This window comes from Hydrogenophilus thiooxidans (assembly GCF_019049855.1).
Classification (GTDB): domain Bacteria; phylum Pseudomonadota; class Gammaproteobacteria; order Burkholderiales; family Rhodocyclaceae; genus Hydrogenophilus; species Hydrogenophilus thiooxidans.
This window is the reverse complement of record NZ_JAHLSY010000008.1, coordinates 13,590-28,171: the sequence shown is the minus strand read 5'-3', so window position 1 is coordinate 28,171 and position 14,582 is coordinate 13,590. Positions and strand designations below refer to the sequence as shown.

Sequence of the window (14,582 nt, the reverse complement as noted above, 5' to 3'; positions counted from 1 at the left end):
GGAGTGTTTCATCGATGGATCCGCAACTGATCACCACCTTGGGTGACGAACTCTACGAAGCATTGAGGCAGGGCAAAGTGGTCGAACCGCTCACCGATCGTTACCCGGAGATCACCATCACCGATGCCTACGCGATTCAACAACGGATGAACGCCCGACGCGTAGCACAAGGCGAGCGCATCATCGGCAAAAAAATCGGGGTCACCAGCCAGGCGGTGATGAACATGCTCGGGGTGAACCAGCCCGATTTTGGCCTGCTCACCGATGCGATGGTCTACAACGAAGGGGAAGCGGTTCCGTTCGAACGTCTGATCCAGCCCAAAGCGGAAGGAGAAATCGCTTTTTTGCTCAAACGCGACCTCTCCGGACCAGGAATCACGGCAGCCGACGTACTCGCTGCCACCGAAGCGGTCATGGCCTGTTTCGAGATTGTCGACAGCCGGATCCGCGACTGGAAGATCAAAATTCAAGATACCGTAGCCGACAACGCCAGTTGCGGTGTGTTCGTCCTGGGCGACCGCCTGGTCGATCCGCGCGCTGTTGACCTCTATACGTGCGGCATGGTGCTGGAGAAGAACGGCGAAGTGGTTGTTACTGGTTCTGGGGCAGCCACGATGGGTTCACCGCTTACTGCAGTGGCGTGGCTTGCCAATACCTTGGGCGCAATGGGTGTGACACTCAAGGCAGGAGAGGTGATTCTCTCTGGGGCGTTGGGCGCAATGGTCCCTGTGGCGCGCGGTGACAACTTGCGGGTCACCGTCGGCGGAATCGGTGGCTGCAGCGTGCGGTTCGTCTAACCCCCGAGGAGCTGCGCCACGCTTTCACAACAACCCAAACGAACGAGCAAGAGACCATGGCTGGAACAGATACCCACTCTGCGCCTAAACCAGCGCAAATCAAAATGGTGTTGGTATCGCGCCGCGCAAAACTGGGACACGAAGCGGAGTTGGAGCAGACCTGGACCAAGCTCTCCGCAGTCGCTTCACGCTTTCCGGGTTACCTGGGTGGCCAACTGATCCGGCCTTCCGATTCCGATGGCAGTGGGGAACCACGCCGCTACCACATGCTTTTTGCGTTTGACACGCCGGAGCATCTGCGCCAATGGCAGGAGTCCCCTGAACGGGCGTTGGGGCTCAAAGCACTCGAGCCCCATGTGGAAGGGAACGCGGTCATCCATGAACTTTCCGGCCTTGAACACTGGTTTCCTTCCATCGAGGTGCGGTCATCGGCGGCACCCCCAAGGTGGAAGATTGCGCTGATTACCTGGTTTGGAATCTATCCCACGGTGCTGGTTCTCTTTCTCACGATCGCGCCACACTTGGAGCACTGGCCGCTGCCGCTGCGTACCGCAATCATCACGGCAATGGTCGTGGTGGCCATGACCTGGTTCGTCGCGCCCACTTTAACCAAATGGTTCCACGACTGGCTTCACCCCAATCCACCGAACCCCAAAGAATCCTCCCCCTCTACTTGAATCACGCACGAAGGAGCAATCGATGTCGAAAAAAGTAGCCTGCGCGATCATCGGTCCCGGCAACATTGGAACCGACCTACTGGCCAAAATCCGCAGAAGTCCTGTGCTTGAAGCGGTCTGGATGGTCGGTATCGATCCAGAAAGCGACGGTCTGAAGCGCGCAAAAGAGCTGGGGCTAAAAACCACCGCGGAAGGGGTTGATGGCCTAGTTCCCCACATGAAAGCGGACGGCATCCAGATTGTCTTCGATGCCACCAGCGCCTACGTCCACCCCGAAAACTCCCGTAAGGTCAATGCCGAAGGGGCGATGATGATCGATTTGACTCCTGCGGCAATCGGGCCTTACTGCGTGCCGCCCGTGAACCTCAAGGAGCACATCGGCAAGCGCGAAATGAACGTCAATATGGTGACCTGCGGCGGCCAGGCGACGATTCCGATGGTCTATGCCGTGAGCCGCATTCAACCCGTACGCTATGCCGAGATCATCGCCACTGTTTCCAGCCGCTCTGCCGGCCCAGGAACCCGTAAGAATATTGACGAATTCACACGAACGACCGCTTCGGCGGTTGCCAAAGTGGGGGGCGCCCAGCACGGGAAAGCGATCATCATCATCAACCCTGCCGAACCTCCGATCATCATGCGGGACACCGTTCACTGCCTGGTGGAGGGAAAACCCAAAGCGGCGGAAATCGAAGAGTCGGTCCATGCGATGATCGCCGAGGTTCAGAAATATGTGCCGGGTTACCGTTTGGTGAACGGTCCGGTTTTCGATGGGGATCGCGTATCGATTTACCTGGAAGTGGAAGGGTTGGGTGACTATCTTCCCAAATACGCAGGCAACCTCGACATCATGACCGCCGCAGCCGCTCGAACCGCCGAAATGTTTGCCGAAGAAATTTTGGCCGGCACGCTGACACTCGAACCGGTTGTTGCCGCCACCGCCTGAACCCCAATGGAAAAAGGAGCCCGAACATGACCAGCACACTCAAAGGTCGCCGCGTCACGCTGCACGAAATGTGTCTGCGCGACGGAATGCACCCCAAACGCCATCAAATCACGCTGGAACAGATGACCCGCATCGCCCAGGCGCTTGACGAAGCGGGGATCCCACTCATCGAAATCAGCCATGGAGACGGGTTGGGTGGCGCGTCGGTGAACTACGGCTTTCCGCGTCACAGCGACGAAGAGTATCTGCGGGCGGTCGTTCCCCTGATGAAGCGCGCAAAAATCTCCGCGCTCCTCCTTCCCGGAATCGGCACGGTAGACCATCTCAAGATGGCCCACGAAGTGGGGGTTCACACCATTCGTGTTGCCACCCACTGCACCGAAAGCGATGTGGGCGAACAGCACATCAAATTGGCCCGCAATTTGGGAATGGATACCGTTGGTTTTCTGATGATGGCCCACATGGCCTCACCCGAGCGCTTGGTCAAAGAGGCGAAGCAGATGGAGAGCTATGGGGCGAACTGCGTCTACATCACCGACTCTGCGGGCTACATGCTGCCCGAAGATGTCAAAGCCCGGGTGGGCGCGGTTCGCGACGCGCTCAAACCCGAAACCGAAGTCGGTTTCCATGGCCACCACAACTTGGCGATGGGGGTTGCCAACAGCATTGCTGCGATCGAAGCCGGGGCAAACCGTATCGATGCGGCCTGCGCCGGTTTGGGCGCGGGCGCTGGCAACACCCCGATGGAGGTGCTCGTTGCGGTGCTCAACCGCCTGGGGGTGGAAACCGGCGTGGATCTCTGGAAGATACAAGATGTCGCCGAAGACCTGGTCGTCCCGATGATGGATTTCCCGATCCGCATCGATCGGGACGCCCTGACGCTCGGTTATGCCGGGGTCTATGGCAGCTTCTTGCTTTTTGCCAAGCGCGCCGAGCAACGCTACGGGGTTCCCGCGCGAGAAATTTTGGTCGAGCTGGGACGCCGCGGCATGGTCGGCGGTCAAGAAGACATGATCGAAGACACGGCGCTGACTCTGGCCAAACAGCGTGGTCTCATCACGGACAAAATTGCCTAAACCCAACTAGGAGGCTCAAATGGACAACGCGCTTACCCTCTATTATTCACCGGGTGCCTGTTCGCTGTCGCCGCACATTGCGTTGCGCGAAGCAGAACTGCCGTTTGCTTTGGTCCGCGTCGATCTGGCCAAAAAACAGACGGAAACCGGCGAGGATTTCCGCAAGATAAACCCCAACGGTTACGTTCCCTGTCTGCAGCTCACCGACGGCCGGACGCTCACCGAGGGACCTGCCATCGTGCAATACATCGCCGACCAGGTTCCGGAAAAAGGGCTGGCTCCCGCAAACGGTACCTGGGAGCGCTACCAGTTGCAACAGTGGCTCAATTTCATTTCGACCGAAATCCACAAGAGTTACAGCCCCCTGTTCAAACCGAACACATCGCAAGACCACAAAAATTTTGCCCGTGATCTCCTTACGACGCGGTTGGAATATGTAGCCCATGAACTCGCGCACCGCCCGTATCTTTTGGGCGAGCGCTACTCGGTTGCCGACATCTACCTCTTCGTTACCTTGAGCTGGGCACCCTATGTCGCGCTCGACCTCACGAAGTGGCCCTCCCTTACCCAATATCAGACACGCGTGGGCAGCCGCCCAGCGGTACAAGCTGCACTGCGGGCCGAAGGGCTGATCAAATCGTGAACCGCAACAACAAAGGAATGCGTTATGGTCGATGAAGCCATCATTGAACGTTGGGCAGAGCACTTGGACAATTGTGCCCGAGAAGCGCGCGATACCCCGAAAATCACCGACGAGTGCCCAGAACTCGGGTGGGAGGATGCCTACCGCATTCAGGATCGGCTGCGGGCGCGACAACTGGCGCGCGGCGCTCGGCAGATTGGCTACAAAGCGGGGCTCACCTCGTACGCCAAAATGCGGCAAATGGGGGTAGAGACTCCTGTCTTTGGTTACCTGCTCGATACCTTCTCCGTTCCCGCTGGTGGCTCGTGCAGGACGAGTGAGCTGATCCACCCAAAGGTAGAGCCCGAAATCGCGTTCGTCCTCAAATCGGATCTGCAAGGGCCGGGATGCCACATCGGGACGGTCTTGGCCGCAACCGATTTCGTGCTCCCGGGGATCGAAGTGATCGATAGCCGCTATCGCGACTTCAAGTTCGATCTCAAAAGCGTGATTGCCGACAATACTTCGGCAGCCCGCTTCGTCGTCGGCGGAAAGCCCCTTTCGGTTCGCGGTGTCGACCTCCGCACGCTCGGGATCGTACTGGAAAAGAACGGAACGCCCGTGGCATTCGGTGCTGGTGCGGCGGTCCTCGGTCACCCCGCCGCTGCCGTCGCTGCACTGGCCAACCACTTGGGGCAACGGGGAGAAAAACTGCCTGCTGGCAGCCTGATTCTTTCCGGGGGTATCACCGAAGCGGTCGCCGTAGCCGCTGGGGACCATATCACGTTACACGTTCAGGAGATGGGGTCTGTTTCCCTGCATTTCGTTTGATTTTTTCACCAAAAGAGGAGGTAGTGCTGATGAAAAAGGCTAGCAAAATTGCCTATGCGGTTTCGTGTGCAGCGTTGGCAATGAGCGGTATCGCTCATGCTGAGGGACATTACGTGCCAGGGGTAGAAGGGATCCAAGCTGCCTCGGTCCCTCCCCCTGGCAAGTACTATTTGGGTTATGTGGTGAATTACAACATCAACAAAATTGACGGCGCACCTGTAAAAATCGATGGCACCGTCACCGCATTGGCCAACCGTTTCGTCTGGATCACCGACCAAAAAATCCTGGGCGCTGACTATGGCGTGGAGGCCATCGTTCCGCTCCAATCTACGTCACTCACCATCAGCGGTGTGGGGGGGTTTACGACACATGATGTGGGCGACATCTTTCTAGGTCCCGTTGTCCTGGGTTGGCATGGAAGCAACTGGGACGGAGTCTTTGCGCTCGGTCGCTGGTTCGACACCGGTGACTTCTCTGCTGCGGATCCCTCTTCAGTCGGTAAAGGGTTCCAGTCAACGATGTGGACTTTAGGCGGTACCTTCTATCCCGATTCCGCCAAGACATGGTCGATCTCGGCTTTGGCCCGTTATGAGCAAAACGGCAAGCAGGACCAGACACGAATCACGCCCGGTGATGGGTTTTCGCTCGAGTGGGGAATTGGAAAACAGATTGGAGGAGGAAAGCAGCTGGGGCTGGTCGGTTACTATCAGAAACAGATGACAAAAGACAGTGGGCCGGGCGCAACCGACGTCAAGCCATCGAAGAACGCGGTTGGCTTACAATTCGATTACCCGATGATGGAGCATGGGGTAATCCTTAAGTTTGCAGGCTACCATGAGCTCAGCAGCGATAATGGACCGAAGGGCAATCTGTTCAGAATGACCCTGGTCAAGGTTTTTTGACCCGGGGTCGCACCCAGAACGGCACCTGCACTTGAGAGGGTGCCGTTTTTCTCACCACCAACCCAATACAAGAGGAAAAGTATGCCCATCGCACAAATCTATATTATGGAAGGGCGGGACAACGAAAAAAAAGAGCGGTTGATCGCAGAGGTCAGTGACGCGATCCACCGCGCACTCGACGCCCCAATGGAATCGATTCGCGTGATTTTGATCGAGATGCCGAAAGAGCACTTTGGGATTGCTGGAGAGAGCGCCGCAAAACGGGGACGGTGAGTTTCACCCCTGCTCCCACGGCAACCCATCGAAACGCCATCCATTGACGCTGCTGCGGTGGTGGTGCTCGTCCAGGTCGCCCTCGAACCCATGCACCACGTTGATCACATGGGTGAAGCCTGCAGCCAAAAGGGCTTCACCCGCTGCTACCGAGCGATTGCCGCTGCGGCAGATCACCACCACCGGGCGATGAAGCCCGTCGCCCGCCAATTTGCGCACCTGATCTTCGAAATGGGGGTTGCGCGTCCAATGGGGCGCCTCGACCCATGCCACATGCACCGCCCCCACGGGATGACCGACGAACCAATATTCGATCTCGGAACGGCAATCGATGAAGAGCGCTTCCGGGTGACTCTTCAGGAACGCATAAGCCTCTTTGGGGGTAAGATGTTGCAGTTCGCGTTTCATGGTCATCCTTTTCCAGCCATATATGATTTTCGAAAAATTGGCCCAGATGCGCCGCGACTACGATCGCGATAGCCTAGACGAAGAGAAGATCGCCACAGATCCCCTCGTGCAATTCCACCGCTGGCTCGACGACGCCGTGCGCTGCCACGTTCCCGAACCCAACGCGATGACGCTCGCCACCGTCGGCGCGTCAGGGCGCCCTGCCACGCGCCCCGTCCTCCTCAAAGCGGCTGATGCGCGCGGGTTGGTTTGGTACACCAATTATCATAGCCGAAAAGGGCGTGAACTCGAGGAAAACCCCTTTGCTGCATTACAATTCCACTGGGTCGAATTGGAGCGCGTGGTCCGGATCGAAGGGCGGGTGGAAAAGGTGAGCGCTGCGGAATCGGACACCTATTTTGCCGAACGACCCCTTGCAAACCGCATCGGCGCGTGGGCAAGCCCGCAAAGCGAACCGATCCCCAGCCGCGCGTTCCTGCTCGAACGCGCCGCCCATTTTGCGGCACAATACGGGGTGCATCCGCCCCGCCCGCCGCACTGGGGCGGATACCGCCTGATCCCCGATTACTGGGAATTTTGGCAAGGTCGTCCCAGCCGCCTGCACGACCGCATCTGCTACCGCTTGCAGCCGAACGGCACGTGGCAGCGGCAACGCTTGGCGCCGTAATAAAAGGAGGATTGCGATGGTGCCATCGGTTGAAACGCGCGAAACCCCGCTCGACCCGCTGATCCTCGATTTCGCGCGCCCAGGACGAACGCTCTTCTGGATGGGGTTTGTGCTCGTGCAAGCGGCGATTCTCGTTGCCCTTTTCTGGGCGCCGCTTGCAACCGCGTTTCGCTACAACCCCCTCTTCAATGGCGTGATCGTTGCGGTGCTTGCGGTCGGTATTCTGGTTGCGATGTATCAGGTGGCGCGCTTGAACCGGGAAATCCGCTGGCTACAAGCCTTTTCGCGCAACGAGACCGCCCCGCCGCCGCGACTGTTGGCGCCGTTGGCGCGGCAACTCACCCCGCTCGATCGCCGCTCGATGCAACTGACGCCAACCGCGGCGCGCGCAATTCTTGACAGCGTGCAGATCCGCCTCGACGAGCAACGCGACCTCACCCGCTACCTCACTGGTCTCTTGGTCTTTTTGGGGCTTCTGGGCACCTTCTGGGGGCTGATCGGTACCATCCGCGCGGTAGCCGAAATCGTTGCCGGGCTCGAAATGAGTGGCGACCCGTTGCAGGTTTTCCTGGCCCTCAAATCGCGGATCGAAGAGCCGCTCGGGGCGATGGGTACCGCCTTTTCCACCTCGCTCTTTGGCCTTGCCGGCTCGCTTCTCTTGGGCCTCTTGGACCTGCAAGCCGGCCACGCCGCCAATCGCTTCTATAACCAACTGGAAGAGTGGCTGGCCGGGTGGGTTCGCCTCAAACACTTCGGTTGGAGCGAAGAGGAATCGACGCCCGCTTATCTGGCTGCACTCCTTGATCAAACCGCGGAAAGCCTCGACAAATTGCGCCGGCTGATGCAAGAACAGCAGGGGGCAGAACGCGACAGCGCTGCGCAACTTGTCGAACTCAACGCGCAGGTGGGGCGGCTGGTGACGCTGCTTTCCCGTGAGGCGCGCGAAATCGAAGCGATCAACGAACTACACGGCGAACTGCGTGCGCTCGTGCGGCAACTCGCGCAACTGCCGACGCAACAGCGGTTGCAACTCGACGAACTGCGCGACGAACTGCGCCTCATTGCCAAAGGGCTGAGCGCACAGACCAACCTGCGCGGCCCGCGGTGAGGACGCTCGGATGGCCCGCTCACGACCCCGCCGCCCGTTCGACTTCTGGCCCGGTTTCGTCGACGCCGCCACTTCGCTCATCATCGCGCTCACCTTCGTGCTTCTGATTTTCACCGTCGGACAATTCGCGTTCTCGTTCGCGATCGGTGAGCGCGACGACGTCATCGACCGGTTGCAGCAGCAGCTCCAAGCGTTGGCGCTGAAACTGGGGCTTGCCGAAGAGAAAGGGCGCAAGCTCGAAGATGCGGTCGCGCAGCTCAAAGCAACGCTTGCCACCACCGAGCGCGAACGCGACGCCGCGCACCAGCGGATATTGGAACTGGAAGGGCGTATGACGGTTTTGCAAGGGGAAATCGACGCCCACACCGTGATTCGCAAGGAACTCAACCGTCAGCTCGAAGCGCTCAATGCGGCGCTTGCGGCTGCCGAAGCGAAAGCAACGGAAAAAGAGCGCAAACTTGCCGAACTGGAGCAAGCGATCAACCTCGCGCTGATCGTCCGCTTGCGCGAACTCGAACAGTACCGCTCCGAACTTTTTGCGCAACTCAAAGCAGCGCTCGAAGGCAACCCCAACGTGCGCATCGAGGGCGAACGGTTCCTCCTTGCCGACGACATCCTCTTCCCCAGCGGCTCGGCGGAACTCACCCCCGAAGGGCGGAAGCGCATCGAACAGGTGGCGCAGGTGGTCAAGGCGCTCGCCCCGAAGATTCCCCGCACGCTTCCTTGGGTGTTGCAGATCGAAGGGCACACCGACCGCCGCCCGATCAATACCCCGCAATACCCTTCCAACTGGGAACTCTCCACCGCGCGTGCGATGGCGGTGGTACGGGTTCTGCGCGACGCTGGCATTCCGCCCGAGCACCTTGCTGCGACCGGTTACGGCGAATACCACCCGATCGACCCGCGCGATACCCCGCCAGCCTACGCACGCAACCGCCGCATCGAACTGCGGCTGACCACGCGGTGATTGCGACCGCTGCAATCAAGGGTTGCGCTGGTTGACCACCAGAACATCCCCCGCCGATTCTTCGAGCACATGCTTGGTGACGCCACCAAGGAGCAGCACTTCCCATATGCCCTGACCCTGTTTGCCTAGAACAATGAGGTCGCACCCCAGCTCTTTTTCTAGGGCGAGAATGAGTCGGGCAGCCTCACCATGCTGCACGCGCACGGAAATAAGCGATCTCTCGAGCGCAGCAGCGGCCTTGAGATCTTCCAACTTGGCAAGTGCATCGGCGTGGGCGGCCGCAAGGTAGTGCCCAAGCGCCTCCTCACCGACACCCGCAAAGCGCAGTTTAGACTCGAACGGAATCTCATAAGCGTGAAAGAGAATAATTTCCGCATCAGGCGCGACCGCCTGGGCAAAGCGTATCACCTCAACCGTCCCAGGCGAGAAGTCGACGGCAACCAGAACGCGCCGATAATCCCGGTCTGGCCTCTGTCTGACCACCAAAATGGGTCTGAGGGAGCGGCCCAGTAGGCGTTCAGCGGTGGTGCCGAGCAACAGCCTTCCCAAAAAACCTTCGCCACGGGCAGCGACGACGATGAAATCAGCGTCCAACGCGTCAGCTTCGTCCAAAATCGCCGTCACCACGCGCCCCTTGACTAGGCGTAAACTCGCGCTCACGCCAAATTTTTCCCCGTAGTCACTCGCCAACTGGGCGAGCGATTCGCGCGACGTATCGATCAAGCGCTGCTCGACCGAAGCGACCACTGCGCCGAACAATCCGTTTAGTCGGTCGATAGCGCTTTGGTTGAGCACATGCATGAGGGTGAGCTCGGCGCCGCACGCCGCGGCTAGGCGAAAAGCGCGCGCCACAGCATGCTGCGCAATGGCAGAGAGGTCGGTAGCGGCAAGAATGCGCTTAATGGCAGTCATCTGCCCTCCTTCGGGTGGGAAGTGATCTTCGCTGCGAGGTGTTCGACCGTAAAGTCCACCGCGTCGCGGAACGGATAGAGCACGGTGGTTGCGCCTGCGCGCTCTAACGCCACACCTTGCGCCTCGTCACGCGCGACGATGGCAACCCCGCCGCTGTAACCACGCACGGTCAAGGCCTGCAGGAGAGCACGGTTGGATTCGAGGTCCGGTAGGGTGCTCACGACCCAGGGTACCCCGTCCAGGGGAAGGCTCTCCAGGAAATCGGGGTCCTGACCGTCGCCGAAACGCACCGCCAACCCCTGGCGACGCAGCCGTCTGACGACTTCGGGGTCGAAATCGACACCGAGCACGGAAAAACCCGATTCCGACAACCGTTGGGCCAAGCGTTCGCCGTAGCGCCCCAGCCCGAAGACGACGACGTCGGGTACGGGGGCACCCCGTGCTTGCCGTTCCATCGCCAACTCGCGGTAGGGCCGACGCCGCTCGAAAACGCCCAGCCACGGGGAGAGGCGTTCATAGAGCGGTTGGGCGTAGAGGATCATATAGGTGGAAAGCGCAATGGTCACCACCCCAACTAAGGTCGTGAGCCCCAGGGCCTCGATGCCGACATGGCCCAGGCTGATGCCCATCGCGACGAAGACGATGGAGAATTCGCTGATCTGGGCGACGGTGAGCCCCGCCAGGAAGCCAGTGCGCTTGCGGTAGCCCATCCAGCCCATGATGGCCATGACGATGAGCGGGTTGCCGATCAGGACGAAGACGGAGAGGATCACTGCCGGCCACACCTCATCGCCCAGGGTGGAGAAGTCCAGTTTGGCCCCCAGGTCGATGAAGAAGAACAGCAGCAGGAAGTCGCGGATGCCGGTCAGCCGGGCGCCGATGGCCTCCCGGTAGCTGGTGGAGGCGAGCGAGAAGCCGGCCAGGAAGGCGCCTGCCTCCTTGGAGAAGCCCGCCCATTCGCCCAGGGCCGCCAACCCCGTGCCCCAGGCGATGGCGAAGATCAGCAGCAGCTCCTGGGAGCGCGCCATGATCGCCACCAGGGGCGGCAGCAGATAGCGCATGAGGACGAACATGGCCAAGGCCGCCAGGGACACCCGCGCGAGCAGGGAGCCCGCCACGATCCAGAGCTCCGCCTCGCCGGCGCCGCGCATCGCGCTCATCGCCATCATCGCAATCACCACAGCAATGTCCTGCACGATCAGGAAGCCGACGGCGATGCGCCCGTGCAGCGAATCCAGTTCCCGCTTGTCGGAGAGCAACTTGACGATGATGATGGTGCTGGAGAAAGTGAGCGCCACCGCGACGTAGAGCGCCTCCATCACGCCCTTGCCCAGCGCGAGGATGATCAGAAAGCCGAACAAGATGGTGAAGCCGAGCTGCCCCAGGCCGGTGGCGAGCGCCACCGGACCGATGTGGCGCACGTGGCCAAGATCGAGCTTGAGACCGACCAGAAAGAGCAGAACGGTCACACCGACCTGGGCCAGCAGGTCGATCTGGTCGTGCGCCCGAACCAGTCCGAAGACCGCCGGTCCAACCAGGATGCCCACAGCGATATAAGCGATCAATACCGGCTGCCTGAGCCGCGTGGCCACGGCACCAGCGGCGGCGGTCAATCCCAACAGCAGAGCGATCTCGGCAAAGGGGGCGGCGCTCATAACCCGCTCCGGCTTCTACGGCGCCGCACCACCGCCTTCTCCAGTTCCACCACAAGCAGCACCAACACGCCGAAGGCGAGGATCCGCCCCCAGGCTGCAGGGTCGAGCGCCGCCGTGTGGAAGAGGCGCTGCATCGCCGGCACATAGGTGAAGGCAAGCTGCAACGCGAGCAGCGCGGCGATGGCGATCCACACCCAGCGGTTACCGGTCATCCCCTCCCATAAGCGCACTGGGTTCGTCAGGTGGCGGCAGTTCAAGAGATAGCACACCTCGCCCACCATCAGCAGGTTGACAGCGGCCGTGCGCGCCACCTCCAAGCTAGCGCCCCGCCCCAGTTCCCACAGAAAGAGGCCCAGGCTGCCCGCGACCAGCAGTGCCGAAACGAAAGCGATACGCCAAAGCATGAAGGGGGTGAGGATCGCCCCCTGAGGATCGCGCGGCGGACGGCGCATGATGTCGCGCTCCGCCGGTTCAAAGGCGAGCGCCAGGGCTAGGGTCGCCGCGGTAACCATGTTCACCCAGAGGATCTGCACCGGGGTGATCGGTAACTGCGGCAGGCCGAGCACGATGGCCGCCACCAGTACGCCGGCCTGGCCGCCGTTGGTGGGCAGGATGAAGACGATCGCCTTGCGGATGTTGTCGTAGATCCTCCGACCTTCCTCGACCGCGGCGGCAATGGTGGCGAAGTTGTCGTCGGCGAGCACGATCTCGGCCGCCTCCTTGGCCACCTCGCTCCCCTTCATCCCCATGGCTACCCCCACGTCGGCGCGTTTCAGGGCCGGGGCGTCGTTCACGCCGTCGCCGGTCATGGCCACCACCTCGCCTTGCGCTTGCAGGGCCTCGACCAGGCGCAGTTTGTGCTCTGGGCTGGCGCGGGCGAAGATCGCGGTCTCGACCGCCGCCCGTCGCAGACGCACCGTGTCCATCGCTTCGATCTCCGAACCAGTGAGTACGCGGATCTCGTCGGCAAGCTCGAGTTGGGCACCGATCGCGGCCGCCGTGGCAGCGTGGTCGCCGGTGATCATCTTCACGCGGATACCTGCCGCCCGACACTCGGCCACGGCGCGGATCGCCTCCTCGCGCGGCGGGTCGGCAATGCCCACGATCGCCAGCAGAGTGAAGCCGCCTGCCTCGACGTCGGCAAACTCGAGCATGCGCGTCTCGCCAGCCACCGATTTGACCGCCAAGGCAAGCAGCCGCATGCCGCGCACAGCGATGTCATACATGGCCGTCTGCCAGCGATCCGGGTCGAAGGGCTGCTCCCCCACGACCGCACGCTGAGTCGTACAGAGGGCAAGCACTCGCTCGGGCGCCCCCTTCAGGGCGATCCAAGCACGGCCGGTATGGTCGTGGTGCAGGGTAGCCATGAAACGGTGCTCGGACTCGAAAGGGATGACGTCGGTTCGCGGCCAAGCACCGGCCTCGAACTTCGGATCCAGCCCAGCCTTGAGGGCTAGGGTGATCAGCGCCCCCTCGGTGGGGTCGCCGTTCACCCGCCACGCATTGCCTTCCTGCTCGAGCGTTGCGTCGTTGCAGAGCAGGGCGACGCGAGCGATCTCGCGCAGGATGGGGTGATCCTCGACCCTGGCCTCGGCGCCGCCAAGCTCGAAGCCGCCGTGCGGGGCATAACCCGCACCAGTGACCGTGAACTCGTGATCGGCTGTGCGCACCGCCTGCACGGTCATCTCGTTGCGCGTGAGCGTGCCGGTCTTGTCCGAGCAGATCACCGTGACCGATCCGAGCGCTTCGACCGCCGGCAGCCGGCGCACGATGGCGCGGCGCCTGGCCATCGCCTGGACGCCGATGGCCAGCGTGATGGTAAGGATCGCCGGCAGCCCCTCCGGGATCGCAGCGACCGCCAGCCCCACAGCAGCGAGGAACATCTCGCTGGCGGTATAGTCGTGCACTAGGATGCCAAAGACAAAGGTGAAAGCGGCAATGGCAAGGATCGCCCAGGTGAGCCAATGGCCAAACTGCGCCATCTTGCGCAGCAGCGGCGTCTCTAGGCCCTCCACCTCGGAAAGCATCTGACTGATGCGGCCGATCTCGGTCTGGCTGCCGGTGGCCACCACCACGCCGATCGCTCGACCGTAAGTGACCAGGGTGCCGGACCAGGCCATGCTGGTGCGGTCGCCCAAAGGTGCGGCAGCAGCCACGGGCTCGGTCTGCTTCTCCACCGCCACCGACTCGCCGGTGAGCGCCGCCTCCTCAACCTTCAGGCCCTTGACCACGATCAGCCGAAGGTCGGCCGGAACACGATCCCCCGCAACTAGGAAGACGATATCGCCGGGCACCAGCTCGGCAGCGTCGATCTCCTGCCGGCGACCGTCCCGCAGCACCTGGGCACGGGGTGCCAGCATGCCGCGGATCGCCGCGAGGGCCTCTTCGGCCTTACCCTCCTGGATGAAGCCGATGATGGCGTTGATCACCACCACGCCCAAGATCACGGCGCTATCGACGAAATGGCCCATGAGCGCGGTGACCACCGCAGCCGCAAGCAGCACGTAGATCAGCACATTGTGGAACTGCAACAGGAAGCGCACGAGCGGGCCGTGTCTCTTGGGTGGTGGCAATCTGTTCGGACCGTAATAGGCGAGCCGAGCGGCAGCCTCGGCACTGCTGAGCCCCTCGCGTCTGGTCTGTAGCGCCTGCAAGACAGCATCGACCAAACGGTCGTGCCAGGTGGGGGAAGTCACGGCCTTTTCCGTGGGCATGACGATAGCCTCACTACCTTGGGGGTG

15 protein-coding genes are annotated in these 14,582 nt (G+C 61.3%); 11 read left to right on the top strand and 4 right to left on the bottom strand.

The window, feature by feature from the left end; translation table 11 throughout:
* Positions 1 to 14 precede the first annotated feature (14 nt).
* The 8 genes from dmpE to thmT all read left to right on the top strand — a co-directional run bounded on the left by dmpE (position 15) and on the right by thmT (position 6,124).
* Positions 15 to 797: a 2-oxopent-4-enoate hydratase gene (dmpE, locus tag KUL93_RS05425; RefSeq protein WP_217126066.1), complete on the top strand. Its 783-nt coding sequence runs from the start codon at positions 15 to 17 to the stop codon at positions 795 to 797.
* Positions 798 to 853: 56 nt separating this feature from the next.
* A complete protein-coding gene (locus tag KUL93_RS05420; protein ID WP_217126065.1) occupies positions 854 to 1,474 on the top strand; it encodes an antibiotic biosynthesis monooxygenase in 621 nt (206 codons plus the stop codon).
* A gap of 22 nt (positions 1,475 to 1,496) precedes the next feature.
* Entirely contained in the window at positions 1,497 to 2,420 is a 924-nt protein-coding gene (locus KUL93_RS05415; RefSeq protein ID WP_217126064.1) for an acetaldehyde dehydrogenase (acetylating), read from the top strand.
* A 26-nt stretch (positions 2,421 to 2,446) separates the two neighbouring features.
* On the top strand, positions 2,447 to 3,496 hold the full coding sequence (gene dmpG / locus KUL93_RS05410; RefSeq protein ID WP_217126063.1) for a 4-hydroxy-2-oxovalerate aldolase: 1,050 nt from the start codon (positions 2,447 to 2,449) through the stop codon (positions 3,494 to 3,496).
* Positions 3,497 to 3,515: 19 nt separating this feature from the next.
* Positions 3,516 to 4,139: a glutathione transferase GstA gene (gene gstA / locus KUL93_RS05405; protein ID WP_217126062.1), complete on the top strand. Its 624-nt coding sequence runs from the start codon at positions 3,516 to 3,518 to the stop codon at positions 4,137 to 4,139.
* A gap of 24 nt (positions 4,140 to 4,163) precedes the next feature.
* The gene (dmpH, locus tag KUL93_RS05400) at positions 4,164 to 4,949 is read left to right on the top strand and encodes a 2-oxo-3-hexenedioate decarboxylase (protein ID WP_217126061.1); all 786 of its coding nucleotides are present in this window, start codon (positions 4,164 to 4,166) and stop codon (positions 4,947 to 4,949) included.
* Positions 4,950 to 4,978: 29 nt separating this feature from the next.
* A complete protein-coding gene (locus KUL93_RS05395) occupies positions 4,979 to 5,851 on the top strand; it encodes a SphA family protein (RefSeq protein ID WP_217126060.1) in 873 nt (290 codons plus the stop codon).
* 81 nt (positions 5,852 to 5,932) lie between these two features.
* Positions 5,933 to 6,124, top strand: coding sequence for a 2-hydroxymuconate tautomerase (thmT, locus tag KUL93_RS05390; protein ID WP_119334169.1), 192 nt, complete (start codon positions 5,933 to 5,935; stop codon positions 6,122 to 6,124).
* Positions 6,125 to 6,127: 3 nt separating this feature from the next.
* Here thmT and KUL93_RS05385 read toward each other — a convergent pair whose 3' ends face one another.
* A complete protein-coding gene (locus KUL93_RS05385) occupies positions 6,128 to 6,520 on the bottom strand; it encodes a rhodanese-like domain-containing protein (protein ID WP_346731655.1) in 393 nt (130 codons plus the stop codon).
* A gap of 34 nt (positions 6,521 to 6,554) precedes the next feature.
* Here KUL93_RS05385 and pdxH point away from each other — a divergent pair, with 34 nt between their 5' ends.
* The 3 genes from pdxH to KUL93_RS05370 are packed head-to-tail and all read left to right on the top strand — an operon-like array spanning position 6,555 to position 9,274.
* Positions 6,555 to 7,199: a pyridoxamine 5'-phosphate oxidase gene (pdxH, locus tag KUL93_RS05380; RefSeq protein ID WP_217126058.1), complete on the top strand. Its 645-nt coding sequence runs from the start codon at positions 6,555 to 6,557 to the stop codon at positions 7,197 to 7,199.
* Positions 7,200 to 7,215: 16 nt separating this feature from the next.
* Positions 7,216 to 8,307, top strand: coding sequence for a hypothetical protein (locus KUL93_RS05375; protein ID WP_217126057.1), 1,092 nt, complete (start codon positions 7,216 to 7,218; stop codon positions 8,305 to 8,307).
* 10 nt (positions 8,308 to 8,317) lie between these two features.
* Positions 8,318 to 9,274, top strand: coding sequence for a peptidoglycan -binding protein (locus tag KUL93_RS05370; RefSeq protein WP_217126056.1), 957 nt, complete (start codon positions 8,318 to 8,320; stop codon positions 9,272 to 9,274).
* Between the two features lie 15 nt (positions 9,275 to 9,289).
* Here the strand turns inward: KUL93_RS05370 and KUL93_RS05365 are convergent, their stop codons facing one another.
* The 3 genes from KUL93_RS05365 to KUL93_RS05355 are packed head-to-tail and all read right to left on the bottom strand — an operon-like array spanning position 9,290 to position 14,555.
* Entirely contained in the window at positions 9,290 to 10,186 is an 897-nt protein-coding gene (locus KUL93_RS05365) for a universal stress protein (protein WP_217126055.1), read from the bottom strand.
* Positions 10,183 to 11,841: a cation:proton antiporter gene (locus KUL93_RS05360; protein WP_217126054.1), complete on the bottom strand. Its 1,659-nt coding sequence runs from the start codon at positions 11,839 to 11,841 to the stop codon at positions 10,183 to 10,185. The genes KUL93_RS05365 and KUL93_RS05360 overlap by 4 nt, the downstream gene beginning before the upstream one ends.
* On the bottom strand, positions 11,838 to 14,555 hold the full coding sequence (locus tag KUL93_RS05355; protein ID WP_217126053.1) for a cation-transporting P-type ATPase: 2,718 nt from the start codon (positions 14,553 to 14,555) through the stop codon (positions 11,838 to 11,840). Before KUL93_RS05355 ends, KUL93_RS05360 begins: the two co-directional genes overlap by 4 nt.
* Positions 14,556 to 14,582 lie beyond the last annotated feature (27 nt).

Bases quoted from the DNA above. Each gene is read 5' to 3' on its own strand.
- dmpE (WP_217126066.1), top strand. From the start codon at position 15: ATGGATCCGCAACTGATCACCACCTTGGGTGACGAACTCTACGAAGCA.
- KUL93_RS05370 (WP_217126056.1), top strand. From the start codon at position 8,318: ATGGCCCGCTCACGACCCCGCCGCCCGTTCGACTTCTGGCCCGGTTTC.
- dmpH (WP_217126061.1), top strand. From the start codon at position 4,164: ATGGTCGATGAAGCCATCATTGAACGTTGGGCAGAGCACTTGGACAAT.
- KUL93_RS05365 (WP_217126055.1), bottom strand. From the start codon at position 10,186: ATGACTGCCATTAAGCGCATTCTTGCCGCTACCGACCTCTCTGCCATT.
- pdxH (WP_217126058.1), top strand. From the start codon at position 6,555: ATGATTTTCGAAAAATTGGCCCAGATGCGCCGCGACTACGATCGCGAT.
- KUL93_RS05360 (WP_217126054.1), bottom strand. From the start codon at position 11,841: ATGAGCGCCGCCCCCTTTGCCGAGATCGCTCTGCTGTTGGGATTGACC.
- KUL93_RS05415 (WP_217126064.1), top strand. From the start codon at position 1,497: ATGTCGAAAAAAGTAGCCTGCGCGATCATCGGTCCCGGCAACATTGGA.
- thmT (WP_119334169.1), top strand. From the start codon at position 5,933: ATGCCCATCGCACAAATCTATATTATGGAAGGGCGGGACAACGAAAAA.
- dmpG (WP_217126063.1), top strand. From the start codon at position 2,447: ATGACCAGCACACTCAAAGGTCGCCGCGTCACGCTGCACGAAATGTGT.
- KUL93_RS05420 (WP_217126065.1), top strand. From the start codon at position 854: ATGGCTGGAACAGATACCCACTCTGCGCCTAAACCAGCGCAAATCAAA.
- KUL93_RS05395 (WP_217126060.1), top strand. From the start codon at position 4,979: ATGAAAAAGGCTAGCAAAATTGCCTATGCGGTTTCGTGTGCAGCGTTG.
- KUL93_RS05375 (WP_217126057.1), top strand. From the start codon at position 7,216: ATGGTGCCATCGGTTGAAACGCGCGAAACCCCGCTCGACCCGCTGATC.
- gstA (WP_217126062.1), top strand. From the start codon at position 3,516: ATGGACAACGCGCTTACCCTCTATTATTCACCGGGTGCCTGTTCGCTG.
- KUL93_RS05355 (WP_217126053.1), bottom strand. From the start codon at position 14,555: ATGCCCACGGAAAAGGCCGTGACTTCCCCCACCTGGCACGACCGTTTG.